An 18974-nucleotide genomic window follows, 5' to 3' on the forward strand; every position below is an offset into this window, starting at 1 on the left:
CCGGGCCACAACGCCGCCGAACCCCTCGAAGGGGGTGCTACCCCCCAAGGAGGGTGCTCCCGTTGCCGCCTGTGACAGCAGTCACCTACCGTGGGAGCCATGTCCCTGGCCATGTCCCCCGAGCTCGTCCAGGAGCCGCCGACCGAGGGCGCGCGCCTGCTGCGCTCGCTCGCCGCGTTCCGCGCGACGGGGCACAGCGACATGGCCTTCGGCGGCCCTGTCGTCGACAGCGGTGGCGCCCTCGACATCACCGGGCTGCACAGCGCCCAGACCCGTGCCCTCCAGGGCCTGCGGGTGCGCTCGGGCTACGGCCTGGGCGGCAAGGCGCTGCTCATGGGCCGCCCGGTCTCGGTGACCAACTACTACGACGCCCGCGGCATCACCCACCAGTACGACGGCCCGGTCCGCGCCGAGCAGCTCGAGACCGTCACCGCACTGCCCATCGTGGTCGACCGGGTGCCCCGGATGATCGTCTACCTCGGCCACCGGGCCCAGGTCGTGCTCGGCGACGTCTGGTACGACGCCTTCCTCCCCCACGTGCGCCGCCTCGAACGCGAGATCGCCGTCGACGACGAGGTCCGCCGCCGTCTGGGTCAGCTGCGCCACCTGCGTCCGGCCACGCCCGCGCCGCCGTCCGACGTCCAGCTCACCCGCGCCGACCTGCGCGACATCTCCGACGAGCTCGCCGACCTCGCCGCGCTCGTCGAGGACGACGCCCTGCGCGCCCGCCTCGAGGAGGTGCGCAGCCGGGTCGAGCACGGCCGTGCCCCGGCGGCACCGGCCGCGCGTCGTACCGGACGCGGGGTGCCGACCGGTCTCGCCGCCCGCGAGATCGACGTCCTCACCCAGGTCGCGCTCGGCCAGAGCAACCGCGAGGTCGCGGTCTCGCTCGGGCTCGTCGAGAGCACCGTGAAGTCCTACCTCAAGAACGCCATGCGCAAGCTCCACGCGACCAACCGGGTGCACGCGGTGCGGCTGGCGCGTGAGGCGGGCGTCATCGACTGACCGGCCGGGCGCCGTCGATGAGGACGGCGCACAGGGTGTCGACGTTGCGCGTCGCCGGGTCGCCCAGGATGTCGGCGCGCCGGGCCGGGTCGGTGAGCCCAGTGATCGCGGTGAAGATGAGCCAGGTCATGCCGGCCGGCGAGATGTCCGGGCGCAGCGACCCGTCGGCCTGCCCCCGCCGGATGACCATGTGCCAGATGGCGATGCAGCGCTGACCGTCGGTGACCAGCGACTCGGCTCCCGGCTCGCGGCGCACCTGCATGAGCTCGCGCACCATCGTGAGGTGGTCGAACGGGTGCGCCGTGCTGACCGCGGTCGCGGCCCGGATGAGGTTCTCGAGCCGGTCGACGCCGGTCCCGGGCAGCCGTGAGGCCGCTTGGAGCTCGGGGACCAGCGCGGCGAAGTAGCGCTTGCCGACCGCGATGAGCAGCTCGTCCTTGCTGGCGAAGTGGTTGTAGATCGAGGGCGCGCGCATCCCCGCGGCGTCGGCGATCGTGCGCATCGAGGCCCCGCGGCTGCCGTGGAGCGCGAAGGACTCCGCCGCGGCGTCGAGGATCCGGTCGGCCGCGGTGATGGCCGGCTTGCCGCGCGGGCGGCCGCGCTGTCGTGTCGTGTCGTCGTTCATCGGACTCCGCATCCTAGGTCCTGGGGCTTGACAGACTAACGATCGTTAGTAAAACCTGACACTGCCCCCCGAACCAAGCATTTGCTTCGCTGAAGGAGTGTTGGATGGACCACATCGACCGCGCGAGCGTCGACCTCGACGCCCTGTTCCGACCCGAACGGGTGGCGGTGATCGGGGCCTCGGACGCCGAGGGCCGGCCGACGACGCTCAACTGGCGCCGGGTCGCGGCCTGGGCCGCGCGGGTCGGTGCCGAGGCCGTGCCCGTGCACCCGCGCCGGGCGGTCATCGACGGGCTGCCGGCGTACCGCTCGATCGAGGACGTGCCCGGCCGGGTGGACGTGGCGATCGTGCTCATCGGGGACGTCGACTCGGTGCTCCCGGGCATCGCGGCCAAGGGCGTCGGCTTCGTCGTGCTCTTCGCCGCCGGCTACGCCGAGACCGGCCCCGAGGGCGCGCAGCGCCAGGCCGCGCTGGTCCGCTCGCTGCGCGCGGCCGGGGTCCGCGCGCTCGGCCCGAACACCAACATGAACCTCTTCGAGGAGTTCCGCACCGACCTGCCCGGACGGCCGATCGCGCTCATCACGCAGAGCGGCCACCAGGGCCGGCCCGTCTTCCAGGGCCAGGAGCTGGGCATCCGGTTCAGCCACTGGGCACCCACCGGCAACGAGGCCGACCTCAACGCCGCGCACTTCGTCGACTACTTCGCGCACGAAGAGGAGACCGGCGCGATCGCGCTCTACCTCGAGGGCTTCGCCGACGGTACGGCGTTCCGCCGGGCCGCGCGCGCCGCCGCCCGCCGCGGGGTCCCCCTGGTCGCGGTCAAGGTCGGCCGGACCGAGCTGGGCCGGTCCTGGGCGCTGTCGCACACCGGCCACCTGGCCGGCGCGGACGACGTCGCGTCGGCGGTGATGCGCCAGTACGGCATCGCCCGCGTCGACGGCCTCGACGAGCTGCTCGACACCGCCGCCCTCTTCGCCCGGGCCGGCACTCCCCCGCACGCGGGCGTCTGCGTCTACGCGATCAGCGGCGGGACCAGCGCGCACATGGCCGACCTGCTCGGCGCCGCGGGGATCGACCTGCCCGAGCTGAGCCCGGAGACCGTCACGACGCTGCGCCAGTGGATCCCCGACTACCTGCGGGTGAGCAATCCCGTCGACAACGGCGGCCACCCCGTGGGCGACTGGCGCGGCCGGCGCATCCTGGAGACGATCCTGGCCGATCCGGCCGTTGGCATCCTGGTCGTCCCGATCACGGGCGCCTTCCCGCCGATGAGCGACACGCTCGTGGCCGACCTGGTCGCGGTCGCGGAGACCACGGACAAGCCGATCTGCGTGATCTGGGGCTCGCCCTCGGGGACCGAGGACGCCTACCGCCGGGTGCTGCTCGGCTCCCGGCTCCCCGTGTTCCGCACGTTCGGCAATTGCGTCGCCGCGATCCGCGCCCTGGCCGACCACCTCGAGCTGCGCGAGCGGGCGCACGAGATCCCCGCGATCCCGGACCCGCCCCCGACCCCGGCGGGCGCCGGGCGCCAGCTCACCGAGCTCGACGCGAAGAGCCTGCTCGCCGAGCACGGCGTCCCGGTCTCGCGCGACGTGCTGTGCGCCGACGCCGCCGAGGTCGCCCGGGCGATCGATCGGCACGACGGCGCGGTCGTGCTCAAGGCCGTCGTCGACGGGCTCGGGCACAAGTCCGACCTCGGGCTGGTCCGGCTCGGGATCACCGACGCCGCCGCGGGGCGCGCCGTCGTCGCCGACTTCGAGCGGATCGTCGCCGGCCTGCCCGCGGGCGAGCACCCCGACGGGCTCGCCGGCGTCCTGGTCAGCGAGCAGGTCGACGGCGGCGTCGAGATGGTCGTCGGCATCGCACCCGACCCGGTGTTCGGGCCGACCGTGATGCTCGGCGTCGGCGGTGTCGCGGTCGAGCTCTACCGCGACGTCTCCTTCCGGGTGCCGCCCTTCGACCGGGCCGAGGTGCACCGGATGGTCGACGAGCTCACCGGATCGGCCCTCCTCAAGGGCTTCCGCGGGGCACCCCCGGCCGACCTGGAGCCGCTCGTCGACGTCGTCATGGCGGTCCAGCGGCTGGCCGCGGACGGCGTCGTGACCGAGCTCGACATCAACCCCCTCATCGTCCTGCCCGATCGCGTCGTCGCCGTCGACGCGCTCGCCTCGATCCCCGACTCGCACGAGAACGCCGGAGCCGTCGCATGAGCACCCCAGGAGCCACCTTGTCCCCCACCACCGATCCCGCCGCCGCGGGCGCCGCCGCGATCGAGGTCCGCGGTGTCGGCAAGAGGTACGGCACCCGGGACGCCGTGGTCGCCCTCGACGGCGTCGACCTGACCGTGCGCCAGGGCGAGTTCGTCTGCCTGGTCGGCCCGTCCGGGTGCGGCAAGTCGACCCTGCTGCGGATGATGGCCGGGCTGCACCGCCCCAGCGAGGGCGAGGTCCTCGTCCACCACGAGGGCAGCGGGCGGACGCCGACCGCGATGGTGTTCCAGGACTACGGGATCTTCCCGTGGAAGTCGGTGCGGGCCAACGTCCGGTTCGGGCTCGACGTGGCCGGCGTACCGCGCGCCGAGGCCACCCGGACCGTCGACACCTGGCTCTCCCGGCTGGGCCTGGCCGACTTCGCCGACGCCTACCCTGCGACGCTCTCGGGCGGCATGCGTCAGCGCGTCTCGATCGCCCGGGCGCTCGCCGTCGAGCCGGAGGTGCTGCTGCTCGACGAGCCGTTCGCGGCCCTCGACGCCCAGCTGCGCACGGTGCTCCAGGAGGAGCTCCTGGCGCTGTGGCAGGCCGACCGGCGCACGGTCGTGTTCGTGACGCACAGTCTCGAGGAGGCCATCCTGCTCGGCGACCGCGTCGTCGTCATGTCGGCCCGACCGGGACGGATCCTCGCCGACCTCCCGGTGCCGCTCCCCCGGCCCCGCTCCGCCGAGACCCGCGGCGAGCCCGCGTTCGCCGCCCTGGAGCAGCAGCTCTGGACGCTGCTGCGCGACGAGGTCTCCCGCACCTTCGCCGGCGGGAGCGCGTCGTGAGCGCCACCGTGGTGGTCCGGCCCACCGCCGCCGAGATCGACCCGGTCCGCACCGCCCGGCGGCGCCGGCGCCTCGAGCGCGCGCTCGCCGTCCTCACCCCGCTGGTGGTGCTCGTCGCCTGGGAGGTCGCCGCCCGCACGGGCGCCATCCCGGTCCGCTTCTTCCCCGCGCCCACGATGATCGTCTCCACCGCGGGCGACATGATCCGCAGCGGCGTGCTGCTCGACGACCTGGGCGCGACCCTGCGCCGCGTGGTCGTCGGCTTCGTCGCCGGCTCGGCCGCCGGCGCCGCGGCCGGTCTCGCGCTCGGCCTCTCCGGTCTTGCCCGCGCGGCGTTCGACCCGTTCCTCTCGGCGCTCTACACGGTGCCGAAGCTCGCGCTGCTCCCCCTGCTCCTGCTGATCTTCGGCCTCGGCGAGACGCCGCTCGTCCTGCTCGTCGCGCTCTCGGTGTTCTTCCCGACCTGGATCACCTGCATGGCCGGCGTGACCGCCATCCCCGAGGGCTACCGCGAGGCGGCGCGCGCCTTCGGCGCGAGCCGGTGGGACATGTTCCGCCACGTGCTGTGGCCGGCCTTCCTGCCGCAGCTCTTCGTCGCGCTCCGGCTCTCGGTCGGCGTCGCCATCCTGGTGATCGTCGGCGCCGAGTTCGTCCAGGGCAGCAGCGGCGTCGGCTTCCGGATCTGGCACAGCTGGTCGCTCTTCCAGGCCCGCCCCATGTACGTCGGCATCTGCGTCATCGCCCTTCTCGGCCTGCTCTGCACGACCTTGGTCACCGCGCTCGGACGGCGGCTCCTGCCGTGGGCGCAACCGGCGAACCGCCGGTGACGCCCCTCCTCCCTCACCCCCGCAAAGGAACCGAAGTGTTGAAACGAAAACTCGCCCTGCCCCTCGCCGGGCTGCTCGCCGGCGCCCTGCTCGCCGGATGCGGCTCGTCCGACGACGCCGCCGACAAGAACACCGTCAAGGTCGCCATCTCCGCCAAGCTGGAGGCGTTCGCGCCGCTGCTGGTCGGCATGGAGCTCGGCAGCTACGCCGACCAGGACCTCGACGTCGAGATCGTCACCGCCGCGCCCAGCGACGCGATGGTGCTGCTCGCCACGGGCGAGGTGGACGCCGTCTTCAGCGCGCCGAGCGCGGCGTTCTTCAACGCCGTCTCCGGCGGTTCCCCCATCAAGATCGTGGCGCCGGGCATGTTCCCGCCCCCGAACAGCCGCTCCGGGCTGTGGGTCAACAAGGACCTCGCGCCGAACGGCACCTTCGACCCCGCGAAGCTGCGCGGCGAGACGGTCGCGACCGCCGTCGGCACCGGTGCTCCGGTCTCGATGGTGCTGGAGGAGGAGCTGGAGCGCAGCGGCGTCTCCGCCGGGGACGTGAAGTTCCAGACCATGGGCGCCACCGACATCCTCGTCGCCCTGGAGAGCGGTGCGGTCAAGGCTGGATGGCTCTCCGACCCGGTCTGGCTCGAGGCGGAGAAGTCCGACGACCTCGCCTTCGCGTTCGGCCAGCCCGACGACATCACCATGGGTGCGGTGCTCTTCGGCCCCAACCTGCTGGAGAAGGACCGCGACAAGGGCAAGCGCCTCCTCGCAGGCATGCGCAGCGCCGTCGCCGACCACCTCCAGGGCGCGTACCACGACGACGCCGACGTCCGGGCGGCGCTGGTCAAGCAGCTGGAGATCTCCGAGGACCAGCTCGACAAGCTGCCCGAGCTCGTCTTCCCGCCCGACCTGGCCTACCCGGCCGGGCTCACCGACCGCTACCAGGCGACGTACGCCCGGCAGAAGGGCGTGCTGGTCTACTCCGACCCGCTCCCCGAGGACGAGGTCATCGACGCCGACCTCGCGAAGTAGCCGCCTGGTGAGCGCGATCTACATCCACGAGGAGATCGACATCATCGGCGCCCGCCGCGCCGACTACCTGGAGCACATGACCTCGGGCTGGGACGCCGAGGCGCGCGGCGAGCGCGGGATGCGCTGCTTCGGGGTGTGGGCGACGGTCGGCAGCACCGGCCGGTGGCCGAGCGTGGTCAACCTGTGGGAGCTCGACGACTGGGAGGGCCTCGCCGCCAACTTCGCCCACGAGCTCTCGCACGACTCGCTCCAGGACCCCACGCTCGCCCGCTGGTGGGCCGCGGCCGCCGAGCTCCGCTCCGGCGGGCGCGACCGGATCCTGCTCCCTGCCGACTACAGCCCCACGATCGACGGGCTCTGCGCGGACCTGCCGGCCGCGGTCTGCCACCTGCACGAGGTGGTGACCGTGGCCCGGGGCCGGGCCCGCGAGTACCTGGCGCTCCTGGCCGGCGAGTGGCTCGACCCGGCGCTCGGCGCCGGCCTCGGGCTCACCGGCGCCTATCGCACCGCGATGGTCTCCGACAGCGAGGTGATCGTCGTGTGGTCGGTCCCGGACTGGCCACGCTGGGCCGAGATCGAGCGGTTCCTCGACCACGGCCCCGCCGTCGACCGGTGGCGCGAGCGCACCGCCGGCCTCGTCCTGTCCGACCAGCGCACGCTCCTGTGCGCCGCCCCCTTGTCGCCGCTGCGCACCGGCCGGCAGCCCTGAACCCGAGAGGATCCCCGTGACCCCCACCTCCCTGCTCGACGGCATCCGCGTCGTCGAGTGCACCCTGCTGGAGCCCGGCGCGCTGGCCATGACCCTGGGCGACCTCGGCGCCGACGTGATCAAGGTCGAGCCCCCGGGCGGCGACTACATCCGCCGGCTCGGCTGGCCGATCGTCGAGGGCCACTCGCTGCTGCACTGGCACGTCAACCGGGGCAAGCGCTCGATCCGGCTCGATCTCCGCGCCCCGGGCGGTCCCGAGGTGTTCCTCGACCTGGTCGAGGGCGCCGACGTCGTCGTCGAGGGCATGCGGCCCGGAGCGCTGGAGCGCCGCGGCCTCGGCTACGACCGGCTCCGCGAGGTCAACCCCGCGATCGTGCTGTGCTCGCTGTCGGGCTTCGGCATCGACGGCCCCTACCGCGACCTGCCCTCGCACGGCGTCGGCTTCGACGCCTGGGCCGGGCTGGCCGCGCCCGCGGTCGACGAGCAGGGGTTCACCTACATCCCCGAGCACACGGGCACCGGCACCAAGGTCGGGCCGCTGTGGGGCGCGCTCGCGGCGGTGTCCGCGGTGCTGCGGGCACGTCGTACCGGGGTGGGGTGCCATCTCGACATCTCCCAGAGCGACGCCGCGGCGTTCAGCAACTGGCTGCCGATCGAGGGCCACCGGGCGTACGAGCGCCCCGAGCCCGAGGTGACCGGCAACCCGGCCGACGGCGGCGCCCGGCGCCGCCCCGGACCGGGCGGGATGGAGGAGGCCGTGCGCTACCAGTACTACCGGTCGGCCGACGGGCACGTGCTCTTCCAGGCCTCCGAGCAGGAGTTCTGGCGCAACTTCTGCCTCGCCTGCGACCGGATGGACCTCTTCGCGGGCCGCGAGGGCCGGCAGTACGGCGACCACGCCACCGGCGACCGGGACCTGCGCGCCGAGCTGCAGGACCTGTTCGCCACCCGCACCACCGCCGCCTGGGTCGAGCTCGGCCTCGCCATCGACTGCCCCATCGCGCCGGTCAACGACGCCTCCGGGATCGGCCGTGACCCCCAGTTCGCGCACCGGATGCCCTGGTGGCCGGCCGCCGAGCACGGCGCCGACCTGCTGCCCACCCCGGTCAACGTCATCGGCGAGCAGCGTCGTCCACCCCGGCGGGCGCCCGAGGTCGGTGCGGACACCGAGGAGGTGCTCGCCGAGCTCGGGTACGGCGGCGACCGGGTAGCCTCGCTGCGCCGATCCGGCGTCATCTAGGGGGAACTGAGCCGTGCCGCACCCGAAGGACCACCGCGTCGCCGTCGTCACCGGAGCGAGCCGCGGGCTCGGCAAGGGCATCGCGCTCGCCCTCGGCGAGGCCGGGTACGTCGTCTACGTCACCGGCCGCACCGTCGACCCCGCCGCGCACGACCTCGGCGGCACCGTCGGCGAGACCGCCCGTGCCGTCACCGAGCGCGGCGGGACCGGCATCGCCATCGCCTGCGACCACCGCGACGACGACGCCGTCGCGGCGCTCGTCGCCCAGGTCCGCGCGGAGCACGGCGTGCTCGACGTCCTGGTCAACAACGCGTTCGCGGTGCCCGACGAGGTGACCGCGGGCGGCGGGTTCTGGGAGAAGCCGCTCGACGCGGTGATGATGTTCGACGTCGGGCTGCGCTCGACGTACACGACGACCTGGCACGCCGCTCCCCTGCTGCTCGCGTCGGCCGAGCGCGCGCCACTGGTCGTCAACATCTCCGGCTTCGGTGCGACCTGCTACCTGCACGGGCCGGCGTACGGCGCGGTCAAGGCGGGCGTGGACAAGATGACCCACGACATGGGCGTCGACCTCGCCGGGACCGGCGTCAGCGTCGTCGCGCTGTGGCCGGGCCTGCTGCGCACCGAGCGCACGATGCGCGTCGTCGACGGCGATCCGGACCTCTACCGCGACTCGCTGCCGATCATGGAGCACCCCGAGCTCACCGGCCGGGCGATCGCGGCACTCGACGCCGACCCGGCGCTCAAGCGGGAGCGGTCGGGCCAGGCGCTGATCGGTGCCGAGCTCGCGGTCGCGCTGGGCGTCACCGACGTCGACGGCCGCACGCCGGTGTCGCGCCGGGCGCTGCTGGGCGGGCCGGCGGGCTACAGCGACGCGATCGTCCGCTAGCCACGATCAGGCGGCCCTCAGGTTGGCGCGCTTTGCTGGGAGCAGCAGTCGCTCCCGACGTCATCCAGGGGGACGCCATGTCACTCACCGGACCGGTCTTCCTCGACGGGGTCATCGCGCTGACCGTCGCGGCCTTCGTCGCCGTGGTCGTGCTGTGGCCCCGCCTGACCCGGCGCACGCCCTGGCACGTCGCGGGGCGCGCGACGGCCCTGCTCATCGTCAACGTGATGGTGCTGCTGACGGCGGCGACCCAGCTCAACGCGACGTACCTGTTCTTCGCGAGCTGGGCCGACCTCCACGGCGCGCTCACCGGTCACCAGGCGCAGACCTCGCTCGACCGGGGCGGGGTGGCGAGCCGGACGCCCGACCTCGCCGCTGCCGGCCAGGCCGCCCCCGTGGCGCCGGATCCCCAGCCGCCGCCCAACCCAACGGCTGGCCCCGACGGCCTGACCCCGTATGTCGTGCACGGCTCCGCGAGCGGCCTGACCGGCACCGTCCTCGTCCAGCTCCCGCCGGGCTACTCCTCGTCCTCGGCCGGCACGCGCTACCCCGTGCTGGAGGCCCTGCACGGCTACCCGAGCGAGCCGCTCAACTGGATCCAGGTCTTCGACCTCCCCCGGGTGATCGACCAGGAGGCCGGCGCCCAGCACCTGCGGGCGCCGCTGCTGGTGATGCCCGAGGTCGAGATCCCGCGTGGCGTCGACACCGAGGGCGTCAACGGGCCGGCCGGGCAGCCGCAGGTCGAGACCTGGCTGACGCAGGACGTCCCGGCCTGGCTCGGCCAGCACTTCCGGGTGATCGCCGACCGCGACGCCTGGGCCACGATCGGCTACTCCGCCGGCGGCTTCGACGCCGCCATGGCCGCCGTCCTGCACCCCGCCCAGTACGGCGCCGGGATCGTGCTCGGCGGCTACTTCCGCCCCGAGTTCGGGCCGTTCTACGACCCGTTCCGCGCCGACAGCCCGCTCGGGCGGCGCTACGACCTCGTCCGCGCGGTCGCCGACCGGCCGCCGCCGGTGGCGCTGTGGCTGGAGACCTCGCACGCCGACCACCTCAGCTATCGCTCCAGCGCGCAGTTCCTGCGCGCGGTGCGTGCGCCGACCGCCGTGCACGCGGTCATCCTGCAGAACGCCGGGCACCGCGACTCGGTGTGGATCGGGCTGCTGCCGGCCGCGCTGCGCTGGCTGGGCCAGGACGTGCGGGGGTTCAGCCCAGGCGCGGCGTCCCCGCCGCCAGCAGCGCCCCGGCGATGACGTCGTGGCCGGCGGCGTCGGGATGGTCGCCGTCGTCCGCGATGAGTGAGGTGATGTCGCGCCCGGCGTCCTGGAACGGCCCGAACAGGTCGACGTACTGGGCTCCCGCAGCGGTCACCGCGTCGCTGATCACCGCGTTCGCCCGGCGGGTGAGCGTGCGGGCGTTGTCGAGGCCGGCGGCGCCGTAGGCGTCCAGGCCGACCTCGCCGTCCTCGAAGACGTTCCAGTAGCCGGTGACCAGGACGGTCGTGGGCCGGCCCGCGCGCAGGGACCGGATCGTGTCGAGCACGGTGTCGAGGTTCCGGCCCAGGGTGGCGAGCTCGTCGGCGACGCAATCGCCCTCGGCGGCGGTGCACGCGCCGTCGACGACGTCGTCGAGGTGGTCGCCGAAGTCGTTGGCGCCGATCGTCAGCAGCACGATGTCGGAGCGGCGCACCGCCTCCTGCAGCGCCAGGGTGCCCAGCTCATCGATCAGGTCGGCGGTGTCGCTGCCGTCGACGGCCTCGTTGTCGACCGTGACCTGACTGCCGGTCCGGGCGCCGAGGCGGGCGCCGTAGGTGACCGGGAAGGGCGCGCAGTCGCAGGCGTACCCGGACGGCACCGAGTCCCCCAGCGCCAGCACCTCGTGGCCGCCCGGCGCACCGGCCGTGGTGGACAACCGGGCCGCGTCGAGCGCCGGCGGGGTCGGCCCGGCCCCCAGCAGGACGAGCAGGGGCAGGCCCACGACCACGACGAGGGCCAGGGGCGCGCGCGAGAGCGTACGGCGGGCCCGCCCCACGGGCTCAGCCACCCATCGCGTTGGGGTTGCGCCACTGACGCTCGAACGGCAGCCGCCACGCGTAGGGCGCGATGAGCTGGTGGATCTGGTTCGGCCCCCAGCTGCCCTGGCGGTAGGGCCGGACCACCGGCGGGTTGTCGAGCAGCGGCGCGGAGACCTCCCACAGCCGCTCGATGCCGGCCGCGGAGGTGAACAGGGTCTGGTCGCCGCGCGCGGCGTCGTAGATCAGGCGCTCGTAGGCCTCGAGCACCGAGCCCGCCCAGGTGGTGTCGGTCATCGCGAACTGCATGGAGAGCTTGTCGAGCTTCATCCCGGGACCGGGGCGCTTGCCGTAGAACGACAGCGACATCTTCGCCTTGTCGGCCAGGTCGAAGGTGAGGTGGTCGGGCCCGTGGTCGCCCACACCGGAGTTGTGGGGGAACATCGAGCGCGGGGGCTCCTTGAACGCGATCGAGATGATCCGCGCCCCCTCCGCCAGGCGCTTGCCGGTGCGCAGGTAGAACGGGACGCCGGCCCAGCGCCAGTTGTCGATGTAGCACTTGAGCGCGATGAACGTCTCGGTCTCGGACTCGGGTGCGACACCCTCGATGTCGCGGTAGCCCTCGTACTGGCCGCGCACGACGTTGGCCGGGTCGATCGGCAGCAGCGAGCGGAAGACCTTGTTCTTCTCGTCGTTGATGGCCGACGGGTCCAGGGATGTCGGCGGCTCCATCGCGGTGAACGCGAGCACCTGGAACAGGTGGGTGACCACCATGTCGCGGTAGGCGCCGGTCGACTCGTAGAAGTTCGCCCGCTGCTCGAGCCCGAGCTCCTCCGGTACGTCGATCTGGACGTGGTCGATGTTGTTGCGGTGCCAGATCGGCTCGAAGAGGCCGTTGGCGAACCGGAAGGCGAGGATGTTCTGGGCCGCCTCCTTGCCGAGGAAGTGGTCGATCCGGTAGATCTGCGACTCGTCGAAGGTCTTGTGCAGCTCGGCGTTGAGCCGCTGGGCCGAGGCCAGGTCGACACCGAACGGCTTCTCCATGATGATCCGGCTGCCGGCCGCGAGGTCGGCGTCGTCGAGCGTCTTGACCACCGCGAGCGCCGCCTTGGGCGGCACGCTCAGGTAGTGCAGGCGGATCCGGTCGCCGTCCCAGGTGGACTCGGCCTTCTCGACCGCCGCCCGCAACCCGGCCGGCCCCTCGGCACCGGGCGCCCAGTGCAGGAGCTGGGAGAACTCCGGCCACGCCGCCATGTCGCCGTCGTCCCCGGAGAACTCCATGACCGCCTCGTGCACGAACTGCACGAAGGACTCGGTCGTGTGCTCGTCGAGGGAGGTGCCGATGATCTGCAGCTGCGGCAGCAGCCCGGTCTCGAACAGGTGCAGCATCCCGGGCAGGAGCTTGCGCCGCGCGAGGTCGCCGGTCGCGCCGAACAGCACGACCGTCACCGGCTTCTGGGTCTTCGGTGCCATGTCGTCCACAGTGCCTCCTCGGTGTTACCGCCAGCCAAGCACACAAGTGACGGCACACAACACGATGGGCGAACGGTTGTTTCCGCCGGCGCTCGCTGCCTGGAGGCGCACGTCGCCGTGAAGCACCCCGCCACCTCGCGCCACGAGCGCTCCAGAAGCGTTCCGCAGTGCTTGCAAGCGTGCTCTCGTGCCGCCGGGACATGCCCGGGACGGGCACCCGACGTGGCCTCCTGGAGCATCCGCTCCACGAACCGCTTGGGTCCCGAAACGCGCCTACTTCCGGCCACACAACGGACTCTCCGCGTCAGCATCCGGGCCTGTGCTGAACGAAAGCCCACTGCCGGGTGCACAGATCTGATACCTATGCTCTTGCACTCCGCGCCGCGCACCTGACCGAGAGCGCTGTCCTGCCGGAAGCATGCTGCGAGCGACGGCCGCTCCTCGCCACCGAAGAGGAAGACCCGCATTGAACCTCACCAGGACCGCCATCGGGATCGTGGCCGTCGCTGCACTCGCGTCCGGGTGTGGCGAGGACGGTGAACCGGACAAGGCGGCCGCCTCGACGCCGGCCGCCAGCACACCCCCTTCGGGGGCGCGAAGCACTCCGTCACCCACAGGAGGCGGCGAGCCAGGCAATGATCTTCGCAACGCCGTCCAGGCGTACTCAGACGCGTTTCTGTCCGGCGAGCCGACGGCCAGCTATGACCTTCTGTCCGCGCGGTGCAGAGATCGGCACTCGCTGAGCTACTGGACCGGGGTCATCACCGCTGCATCGGACCGTTACGGCGAGCCGTTGCCGATCAAGTCCTACGCCGAGAAGGTGAGTGGTGACATGGCGCGGGTGACCTACACCTATTCCGTCGCCGAGATCAATCAGACCGATGAGCCGTGGGTGAACGAGAACGGCTGGAAGAACGACGACTGCTGAGGGTCGGCACGCGCTCGGGTGACGCACCCGCACCGCGCTCTCCCTGTGCACAGCGAGTGAGTGTGGGAGCAGGTCTGCTCCGACGACGAGGGCGACGTACGACGGTCCTCAGTCGAGGCGCGTGCGCAGCCCGCCGAGCACCAGCCCGAGCCCCAGGCTGAAGTCCGCCGGGTCGTCGTCCTCGTGCGAGAGCACGAACCGGACGAGCGTGCGCGCCCCCACCCGGGCCAGGTCGTCGTCGGCCCCGGCCCGCTCGAGCGCGGCCCGCAGGGGGCGCTCCAGCGCCTCCGCATCGGACCGGTTGACGTGGGCGATGAGCACGGCGCCGTCGCGGTGGCGGCGCATCGCGTCGCGCAGGCCCACGCACAGCAGCTGCACCTCGGCGTCCCAGGCCGCGATCTCGGCGGGCCGGCTGCCGCGGCGCAGGATCTCGTCGGCGATCGCGGCGAGCAGGGCGTCCTTGTTGGTGAAGTGGTGGTACAGCGCTCCCGGCTGGACGCCCAGGTCGGTCGCGAGGCGGCGCATCGACAGCGCGTCGAGCCCATGGGCGTCGAGCACCTCGATCGCGCGCTCGACCACGTCCGTCCTGCGGTACCGCACGCTGCCTCCACTTTGACCGTTGTCGAGAGGCCACCTTAACCTGAACAGCGTTCAGTCCGCGTGACCACCGCGCGGGCCCGGCCCCGAGAGTGATCCCGATGACCCGCCGTACTCCCACCACCGACGTCGCCCTGATCGCCGGTTTCGCCGCGCTCATCGCGGTCTGCGCCATCCTTCCCGACATCAAGACCGGGATCGGGATCCCCTACTCGCTGCAGACCTTCGGCGTGCTGCTGACCGGCGCCGTGCTCGGGCCCGTGCGCGGCTTCCTGAGCGTGCTGCTCTACCTGGTCGCGGGCCTGGTGCTGCCGATCTACTCCGGCGGCGCGTCCGGCATCTCGCACTACAGCGGGGTGACCGCCGGCTACCTCGTCGCCTTCCCGCTCGCCGCGGCGCTGTGCGGCTACCTGGTCTACCGCAACCACCGCAACGCCACGCAGTTCACCCTCGTGTTCACCTGCGGCCTGCTGAGCAGCTTCGCCATCGTGCACACCCTCGGGCCGCTCAACCTGGCCTGGCGCGCGGACCTCAGCCTCAAGGAGGCGTTCAGCTTCGACGCCGCCTACTTCCCCGGCGACATCGCCAAGAACGTCGTGATGGCGCTCATCGCGACGGCCGTGCACCGGGCGTTCCCCGACCTCGCCGCGCGTCGCTCCGTCGCGACCACCACGGACGAGCCGGCCGCGCAGTCCGCGTGAGCCGGATCGAGCTCGACCGGGTCGTCGTCCGCGCGGCGACGCCCGGCGGGCCGGCCCCCGAGGTCACCGTCCTGCGCGAGACGACCCTCGACCTGACCGAGCAGCGGATCGCCCTGGTCGGCCCCAACGGGTCGGGCAAGTCGACCCTCGCGCGCCTCGTCAACGGACTGGTCGAGCCCACCACGGGCCGGGTCGTCCTCGACGGGCTCGACGTCGCCAAGAAGGGCCGCGAGGTACGCCGCAGGGTCGGCTTCGTCTTCACCGACCCGAGCGCCCAGCTCGTGATGCCCACGGTCGTCGAGGACGTCGCCCTGTCCCTGCGCCACCAGGTGCGCGGCCGCGAGGAGCGGACCGCCGCGGCGCGCGCGGTGCTGGCGTCGTACGGGCTGGAGGAGCTGGCCGACCGCAGCGTGCACACGCTGTCCGGCGGCCAGCGCCAGCTGCTCGCGCTGGCCGGCGTGCTCGCCACCGAGCCCGCGGTGCTCGTCGCCGACGAGCCGACGACCCTGCTCGACCTGCGCAACGCGCGGATGATCGGCGACCTGCTCCTGGGGCTCCCCCAGCAGCTCGTCCTGGCCACCCACGACCTCGACCTCGCGCTCCGCTGCGACCGGGCGCTGCTCGTCGACGACGGCGCGGTCGTCGCCGACGGCGCCCCTGCCGAGGTGGTCGCGCACTACCGGGCGACGGCCGGCTAGGGCGATGAGCGCCAGCCCGCTCGGCGACTACCAGCCGGGGACCTCCGTCTTCCACCGGCTTCCCGTCGGCGCCAAGCTGCTCGGCCTGCTGGTGCTGAGCGTGGTCGCGGTGACCTTCCGCGGGGTGCCCACGACGATCGGGCTGCTGGTGCTCGCGGCCCTCGGCTGCGTCGTCGCCGGCGTCCGCCTGGGCCGCGCGGCCCGGGCGCTGCGCGGGGTGCTCGTCGCGATGACCCTCCTGGCGGCGTACCAGACCTGGCAGCGGGGCGCCGAGCACGCGTTCGTCGTGGTCGGCGCGCTGATCGCGCTGCTGCTGCTGGCGACGGTCTTCACCACGACCACCTCGGTCGAGCGGATGGTCGACGCGATCACCCGCTGGCTCGGACCGTGGCGCCGCTTCGGGGTCAACCCCGAGCTCGTCGCGCTCGCGTTCTCCCTGATGATCCGCGGCATCCCGCTCACCCTCGCCATCGCCGGCGAGACCCGGGACGCCGCCCGCGCGCGGGGCCTCGAGCGCAACCCGCGCGCCTACCTCACGCCCCTCGTGATCCGTGTGGTCGCGCACGCCCGGGCCACCGGCGACGCCCTGCACGCGCGTGGTCTCGGCGACGACTGAGCCCGTCTCGTAACGCTCCGGCACCTCCCTGGTGGAGGCTGATCCCGACCACCGGAGGAGACGGACACATGGACCCGCTGTCCTGGACCGACGAGCACGCCCGGCTCGTCGCCGACGCCGCACCCGACGACGCGAGCACCGCGCCCGGGGAGGCCGAGCTCACGCGGACCTGGAACGTCATCCGCGCCGGCCTGGACGACGCCCCGCCCCCGCGGCGGCGACGCCGGCGCCGGCTGATCGCGGCCGGGGTCGCGGCGGCGGCTCGCGCCGTACCGGCCGGGTTGGCGGCGGCCGACGGCTGGGGCGCGCGCACCGGGCGGAGCGCGGCCGACGCCGAGGACCTGCGGCTCGGAGGTCCGGGCGAGCACCTCGACCCGGCCGGCGCGGACTTCGGGCAGGTCATCGAGGAGGAGACCCGCGACATCCGGTTCCCGACCGCTGCGACGCGGCGGATCGCGCTCGACGCCCACGTCGAGGACGCCCGGCGAAGCGGCGCGGCGCCGGGCACGACCGCCGTCAGCACCGGCGCGATCCGCGGGTGGACGGCCATCTTCGCGGTGTGCGCGTGGTCGAACACCTGGAAGCGCGCGATCGACGACGGCGACACCGCCCTCCGTGACGAGGCGGCGGCGGTCCTGGTCGCGGCGCGGACCTGGCCGGCGGTCACCGACCTCGACCCGCGCCAGGCCACGAGCACGACGACGATGGACGTGTACGACCCGGAGACGGGCGCGACGACGACCGAGGTGCACGACGACCCCACGCAGTACTACTACCTGCGCGAGGTCACCCGCGCCGTGGCGGCCGGCGACGTCGACGCCCTGGGCGCCACCCTCGCCGCCCACGCCTACTGCCTCGGCCCGGAGCTGATGCCCGACTTCCCGCAGGCCCTCCCCTCCGACGACCCGGTGCGCTGACGTGGCGCGCCTGCTGACGAGTGCCGAGTTCGAGGAGCTCTATCGCGCGAACGCGGCCGAGCTCTTCGGCTACGTCCGGCGCCGGACGACGTCCGACGCCGAGGACCTGGTCGCCGAGGTGTTCGCGACCGCGTGGCGCCGCCGCGCGGACCTGCCGGCGCCGATGCTCCGCCGCGCCTGGCTGTACGGCGCCGCCCGGCGCCTCCTCCTCGCCCAGGCCCGCCGGCAGGGGCGCGAGGAGGCCACCGTCGCCGAGCTCGCGAGCCGGCCCGAGCCACCCCGGCCGACGCCGGCGAGGCCCGCCGGCAGGCGGTCCGCGCGGCGCTCGGGCGGCTCTCGCCGAGCGCGAGGTGCTGCTGCTCGTCGAGTGGGAGCGGCTGACCCCGGCCGAGCTGGCGGTGGCGCTCGGCGTACGAGCCGGTACGGCGCGGGTCCGGCTGCACCGCGCCCGGCGGGCGCTGGCGGCCGATCCGGCGCTGCGCGCGCTGCACCCGGACGAGGGCGTGGCGCTGGCCGGCGGTGGCGAGAGCGGCGTCGCGCCGCTATCCTGAGCAACCTGAACACTGTTCAGGAAGCCTCGCCCACCGCACCAGGGAGTCACCATGAGCGCGCAGTTCGACCAGCTGGCCAGCCGGATCCTCGACGGCGGAGCCGCCTCCGAGGCCGACGCCCTCGCCGTTCTCCGGGCCCCCGACGCCGACCTCGTGGGCCTCGTCGCCGCCGCCGGCCGGCTGCGCCGCGAGCACTTCGGCAACACGGTCAAGGTCAACTACCTGGTCAACCTCAAGTCCGGCCTGTGCCCCGAGAACTGCAACTACTGCTCCCAGGCGCTCGGCTCGGACGCGCCGATCCTCAAGTACTCCTGGCTCTCCAAGGACGAGACCCTCCAGCAGGCCGGCGCCGGCCTGCGCGGCGGCGCGACCCGGGTGTGCATGGTCTCCTCGGGGCGCGGGCCCTCCAACCGCGACATCGAGAAGGTCGCCGAGATGACCGAGGCGCTCAAGGACGAGTACCCCGAGGTCGAGGTCTGCGCCTGTCTCGGCCTGCTCAAGGACGGCCAGGCCGAGCGCCTCAAGGAGGCCGGGGTCGACGCCTACAACCACAACATCAACACCGCCGAGTCGCACCACGACACGATCGTCCAGACCCACACGTACGACGACCGGGTCGACACGATCGGCAAGGCCAAGTCCGCCGGGCTCTCCCCCTGCTCGGGCCTGATCGCCGGGCTCGGCGAGACCGACGAGCAGCTCGTCGAGGCGCTGTTCGCGCTCAAGGCCCTCGAGTCCGACTCGATCCCGGTCAACTTCCTCATGCCCTTCGACGGCACGCCGTTCGAGAACACCTGGGAGCTCTCCCCCACGCGCTGCCTCAAGATCCTCGCGATGGCACGCTTCGTGTGCCCCGACAAGGAGGTCCGGATCGCCGGTGGCCGCGAGATGCACCTGCGCTCGCTCCAGGCCCTCGCGCTGCACGTCGCCAACTCGATCTTCCTCGGCGACTACCTCACCTCCGAGGGCCAGGAGGCCAAGGCCGACATCGAGATGATCCGCGACAACGGCTTCGTCATCCTCGGCGCCGAGGACGCGCTCGCCGCGACCTCCGACGGGGTCGAGCACGACCCGACCATCCGGCGCCGTGGCGCGGGCACCGAGGTCGCGGCGAACGCCTGA

The 18974-nt window shown here is 73.2% G+C and carries 20 protein-coding genes and 1 pseudogene; 17 read left to right on the forward strand and 4 right to left on the reverse strand.

Translation table 11 applies throughout. From position 1 onward, the window contains the following. The first annotated feature begins 99 nt into the window (after positions 1 to 99). The gene (locus tag M0M48_RS15815; RefSeq protein WP_257751866.1) at positions 100 to 1005 is read left to right on the forward strand and encodes a helix-turn-helix transcriptional regulator; all 906 of its coding nucleotides are present in this window, start codon (positions 100 to 102) and stop codon (positions 1003 to 1005) included. On the opposite strand, the gene M0M48_RS15820 is transcribed toward M0M48_RS15815, so the two are convergent. Continuing rightward, positions 995 to 1630, reverse strand: coding sequence for a TetR/AcrR family transcriptional regulator (locus M0M48_RS15820; protein WP_215817284.1), 636 nt, complete (start codon positions 1628 to 1630; stop codon positions 995 to 997). The two genes, M0M48_RS15815 and M0M48_RS15820, sit on opposite strands and share 11 nt — an antisense overlap. A gap of 104 nt (positions 1631 to 1734) precedes the next feature. On the opposite strand from M0M48_RS15820, the gene M0M48_RS15825 reads away from it, so the two are divergent. The 8 genes from M0M48_RS15825 (at position 1735) to M0M48_RS15860 (ending at position 10613) form a co-directional block, all read left to right on the forward strand. Next, the gene (locus M0M48_RS15825) at positions 1735 to 3840 is read left to right on the forward strand and encodes an acetate--CoA ligase family protein (protein WP_257751867.1); all 2106 of its coding nucleotides are present in this window, start codon (positions 1735 to 1737) and stop codon (positions 3838 to 3840) included. Beyond that, positions 3837 to 4670, forward strand: coding sequence for an ABC transporter ATP-binding protein (locus M0M48_RS15830; protein ID WP_257751868.1), 834 nt, complete (start codon positions 3837 to 3839; stop codon positions 4668 to 4670). Before M0M48_RS15825 ends, M0M48_RS15830 begins: the two co-directional genes overlap by 4 nt. After that, positions 4667 to 5497 carry an ABC transporter permease gene (locus M0M48_RS15835; protein WP_257751869.1) on the forward strand — a complete coding sequence of 277 codons (831 nt, stop codon included), beginning with the start codon at positions 4667 to 4669 and terminating at the stop codon, positions 5495 to 5497. The genes M0M48_RS15830 and M0M48_RS15835 overlap by 4 nt, the downstream gene beginning before the upstream one ends. Positions 5498 to 5532: 35 nt before the next feature. Next, positions 5533 to 6522, forward strand: a complete 990-nt coding sequence (locus M0M48_RS15840; protein ID WP_257751870.1) for an ABC transporter substrate-binding protein — start codon at positions 5533 to 5535, stop codon at positions 6520 to 6522. A 7-nt stretch (positions 6523 to 6529) separates the two neighbouring features. Beyond that, positions 6530 to 7231 (forward strand): hypothetical protein, encoded by a 702-nt coding sequence (locus M0M48_RS15845; RefSeq protein ID WP_257751871.1) that lies wholly within the window; start codon positions 6530 to 6532, stop codon positions 7229 to 7231. Positions 7232 to 7247: 16 nt separating this feature from the next. After that, positions 7248 to 8471, forward strand: coding sequence for a CaiB/BaiF CoA transferase family protein (locus tag M0M48_RS15850; protein WP_257751872.1), 1224 nt, complete (start codon positions 7248 to 7250; stop codon positions 8469 to 8471). 13 nt (positions 8472 to 8484) lie between these two features. Further along, entirely contained in the window at positions 8485 to 9360 is an 876-nt protein-coding gene (locus tag M0M48_RS15855) for an SDR family NAD(P)-dependent oxidoreductase (protein ID WP_257751873.1), read from the forward strand. Between the two features lie 77 nt (positions 9361 to 9437). Continuing rightward, positions 9438 to 10613, forward strand: a complete 1176-nt coding sequence (locus tag M0M48_RS15860) for an alpha/beta hydrolase (protein WP_257751874.1) — start codon at positions 9438 to 9440, stop codon at positions 10611 to 10613. Here M0M48_RS15860 and M0M48_RS15865 read toward each other — a convergent pair. Further along, positions 10567 to 11403 carry an SGNH/GDSL hydrolase family protein gene (locus M0M48_RS15865; RefSeq protein WP_257751875.1) on the reverse strand — a complete coding sequence of 279 codons (837 nt, stop codon included), beginning with the start codon at positions 11401 to 11403 and terminating at the stop codon, positions 10567 to 10569. The two genes, M0M48_RS15860 and M0M48_RS15865, sit on opposite strands and share 47 nt — an antisense overlap. Then, the gene (gene zwf / locus M0M48_RS15870; RefSeq protein WP_215817294.1) at positions 11396 to 12844 is read right to left on the reverse strand and encodes a glucose-6-phosphate dehydrogenase; all 1449 of its coding nucleotides are present in this window, start codon (positions 12842 to 12844) and stop codon (positions 11396 to 11398) included. Before zwf ends, M0M48_RS15865 begins: the two co-directional genes overlap by 8 nt. Before the next feature lie 466 nt (positions 12845 to 13310). Between zwf and M0M48_RS15875 the strand changes: the two genes are divergently transcribed. Further along, positions 13311 to 13772 (forward strand): hypothetical protein, encoded by a 462-nt coding sequence (locus tag M0M48_RS15875; protein ID WP_257751876.1) that lies wholly within the window; start codon positions 13311 to 13313, stop codon positions 13770 to 13772. A gap of 108 nt (positions 13773 to 13880) precedes the next feature. On the opposite strand, the gene M0M48_RS15880 is transcribed toward M0M48_RS15875, so the two are convergent. Continuing rightward, a complete protein-coding gene (locus M0M48_RS15880; protein WP_257751877.1) occupies positions 13881 to 14372 on the reverse strand; it encodes a TetR family transcriptional regulator in 492 nt (163 codons plus the stop codon). Between the two features lie 98 nt (positions 14373 to 14470). Between M0M48_RS15880 and M0M48_RS15885 the strand changes: the two genes are divergently transcribed. The 7 genes and pseudogenes from M0M48_RS15885 (at position 14471) to bioB (ending at position 18974) form a co-directional block, all read left to right on the forward strand. Next, a complete protein-coding gene (locus tag M0M48_RS15885; RefSeq protein WP_257751878.1) occupies positions 14471 to 15070 on the forward strand; it encodes a biotin transporter BioY in 600 nt (199 codons plus the stop codon). After that, positions 15067 to 15768 (forward strand): energy-coupling factor ABC transporter ATP-binding protein, encoded by a 702-nt coding sequence (locus tag M0M48_RS15890; RefSeq protein ID WP_257751879.1) that lies wholly within the window; start codon positions 15067 to 15069, stop codon positions 15766 to 15768. The genes M0M48_RS15885 and M0M48_RS15890 overlap by 4 nt, the downstream gene beginning before the upstream one ends. Before the next feature lie 4 nt (positions 15769 to 15772). Further along, on the forward strand, positions 15773 to 16384 hold the full coding sequence (locus tag M0M48_RS15895; RefSeq protein ID WP_257751880.1) for an energy-coupling factor transporter transmembrane component T family protein: 612 nt from the start codon (positions 15773 to 15775) through the stop codon (positions 16382 to 16384). 68 nt (positions 16385 to 16452) lie between these two features. Next, positions 16453 to 17301, forward strand: coding sequence for a hypothetical protein (locus M0M48_RS15900; protein ID WP_257759247.1), 849 nt, complete (start codon positions 16453 to 16455; stop codon positions 17299 to 17301). A 1-nt stretch (position 17302) separates the two neighbouring features. Then, positions 17303 to 17524 (forward strand): annotated as a pseudogene (locus M0M48_RS31080) (RNA polymerase sigma factor); the annotation flags it as partial. 127 nt (positions 17525 to 17651) lie between these two features. Then, the gene (locus M0M48_RS15905; protein ID WP_257759248.1) at positions 17652 to 17852 is read left to right on the forward strand and encodes a sigma-70 region 4 domain-containing protein; all 201 of its coding nucleotides are present in this window, start codon (positions 17652 to 17654) and stop codon (positions 17850 to 17852) included. A gap of 51 nt (positions 17853 to 17903) precedes the next feature. Further along, on the forward strand, positions 17904 to 18974 hold the full coding sequence (gene bioB / locus M0M48_RS15910) for a biotin synthase BioB (RefSeq protein WP_257751883.1): 1071 nt from the start codon (positions 17904 to 17906) through the stop codon (positions 18972 to 18974).

Origin of the sequence: Pimelobacter simplex (assembly GCF_024662235.1) — a bacterium.
GTDB lineage: Bacteria > Actinomycetota > Actinomycetes > Propionibacteriales > Nocardioidaceae > Nocardioides.

Coding starts and splice junctions, on each gene's coding strand:
- M0M48_RS15885 (WP_257751878.1), top strand. CDS start 14,471: ATGACCCGCCGTACTCCCACCACCGACGTCGCCCTGATCGCCGGTTTC.
- M0M48_RS15860 (WP_257751874.1), top strand. CDS start 9,438: ATGTCACTCACCGGACCGGTCTTCCTCGACGGGGTCATCGCGCTGACC.
- M0M48_RS15825 (WP_257751867.1), top strand. CDS start 1,735: ATGGACCACATCGACCGCGCGAGCGTCGACCTCGACGCCCTGTTCCGA.
- bioB (WP_257751883.1), top strand. CDS start 17,904: ATGAGCGCGCAGTTCGACCAGCTGGCCAGCCGGATCCTCGACGGCGGA.
- M0M48_RS15815 (WP_257751866.1), top strand. CDS start 100: ATGTCCCTGGCCATGTCCCCCGAGCTCGTCCAGGAGCCGCCGACCGAG.
- M0M48_RS15830 (WP_257751868.1), top strand. CDS start 3,837: ATGAGCACCCCAGGAGCCACCTTGTCCCCCACCACCGATCCCGCCGCC.
- M0M48_RS15900 (WP_257759247.1), top strand. CDS start 16,453: ATGGACCCGCTGTCCTGGACCGACGAGCACGCCCGGCTCGTCGCCGAC.
- zwf (WP_215817294.1), bottom strand. CDS start 12,844: ATGGCACCGAAGACCCAGAAGCCGGTGACGGTCGTGCTGTTCGGCGCG.
- M0M48_RS15895 (WP_257751880.1), top strand. CDS start 15,773: ATGAGCGCCAGCCCGCTCGGCGACTACCAGCCGGGGACCTCCGTCTTC.
- M0M48_RS15820 (WP_215817284.1), bottom strand. CDS start 1,630: ATGAACGACGACACGACACGACAGCGCGGCCGCCCGCGCGGCAAGCCG.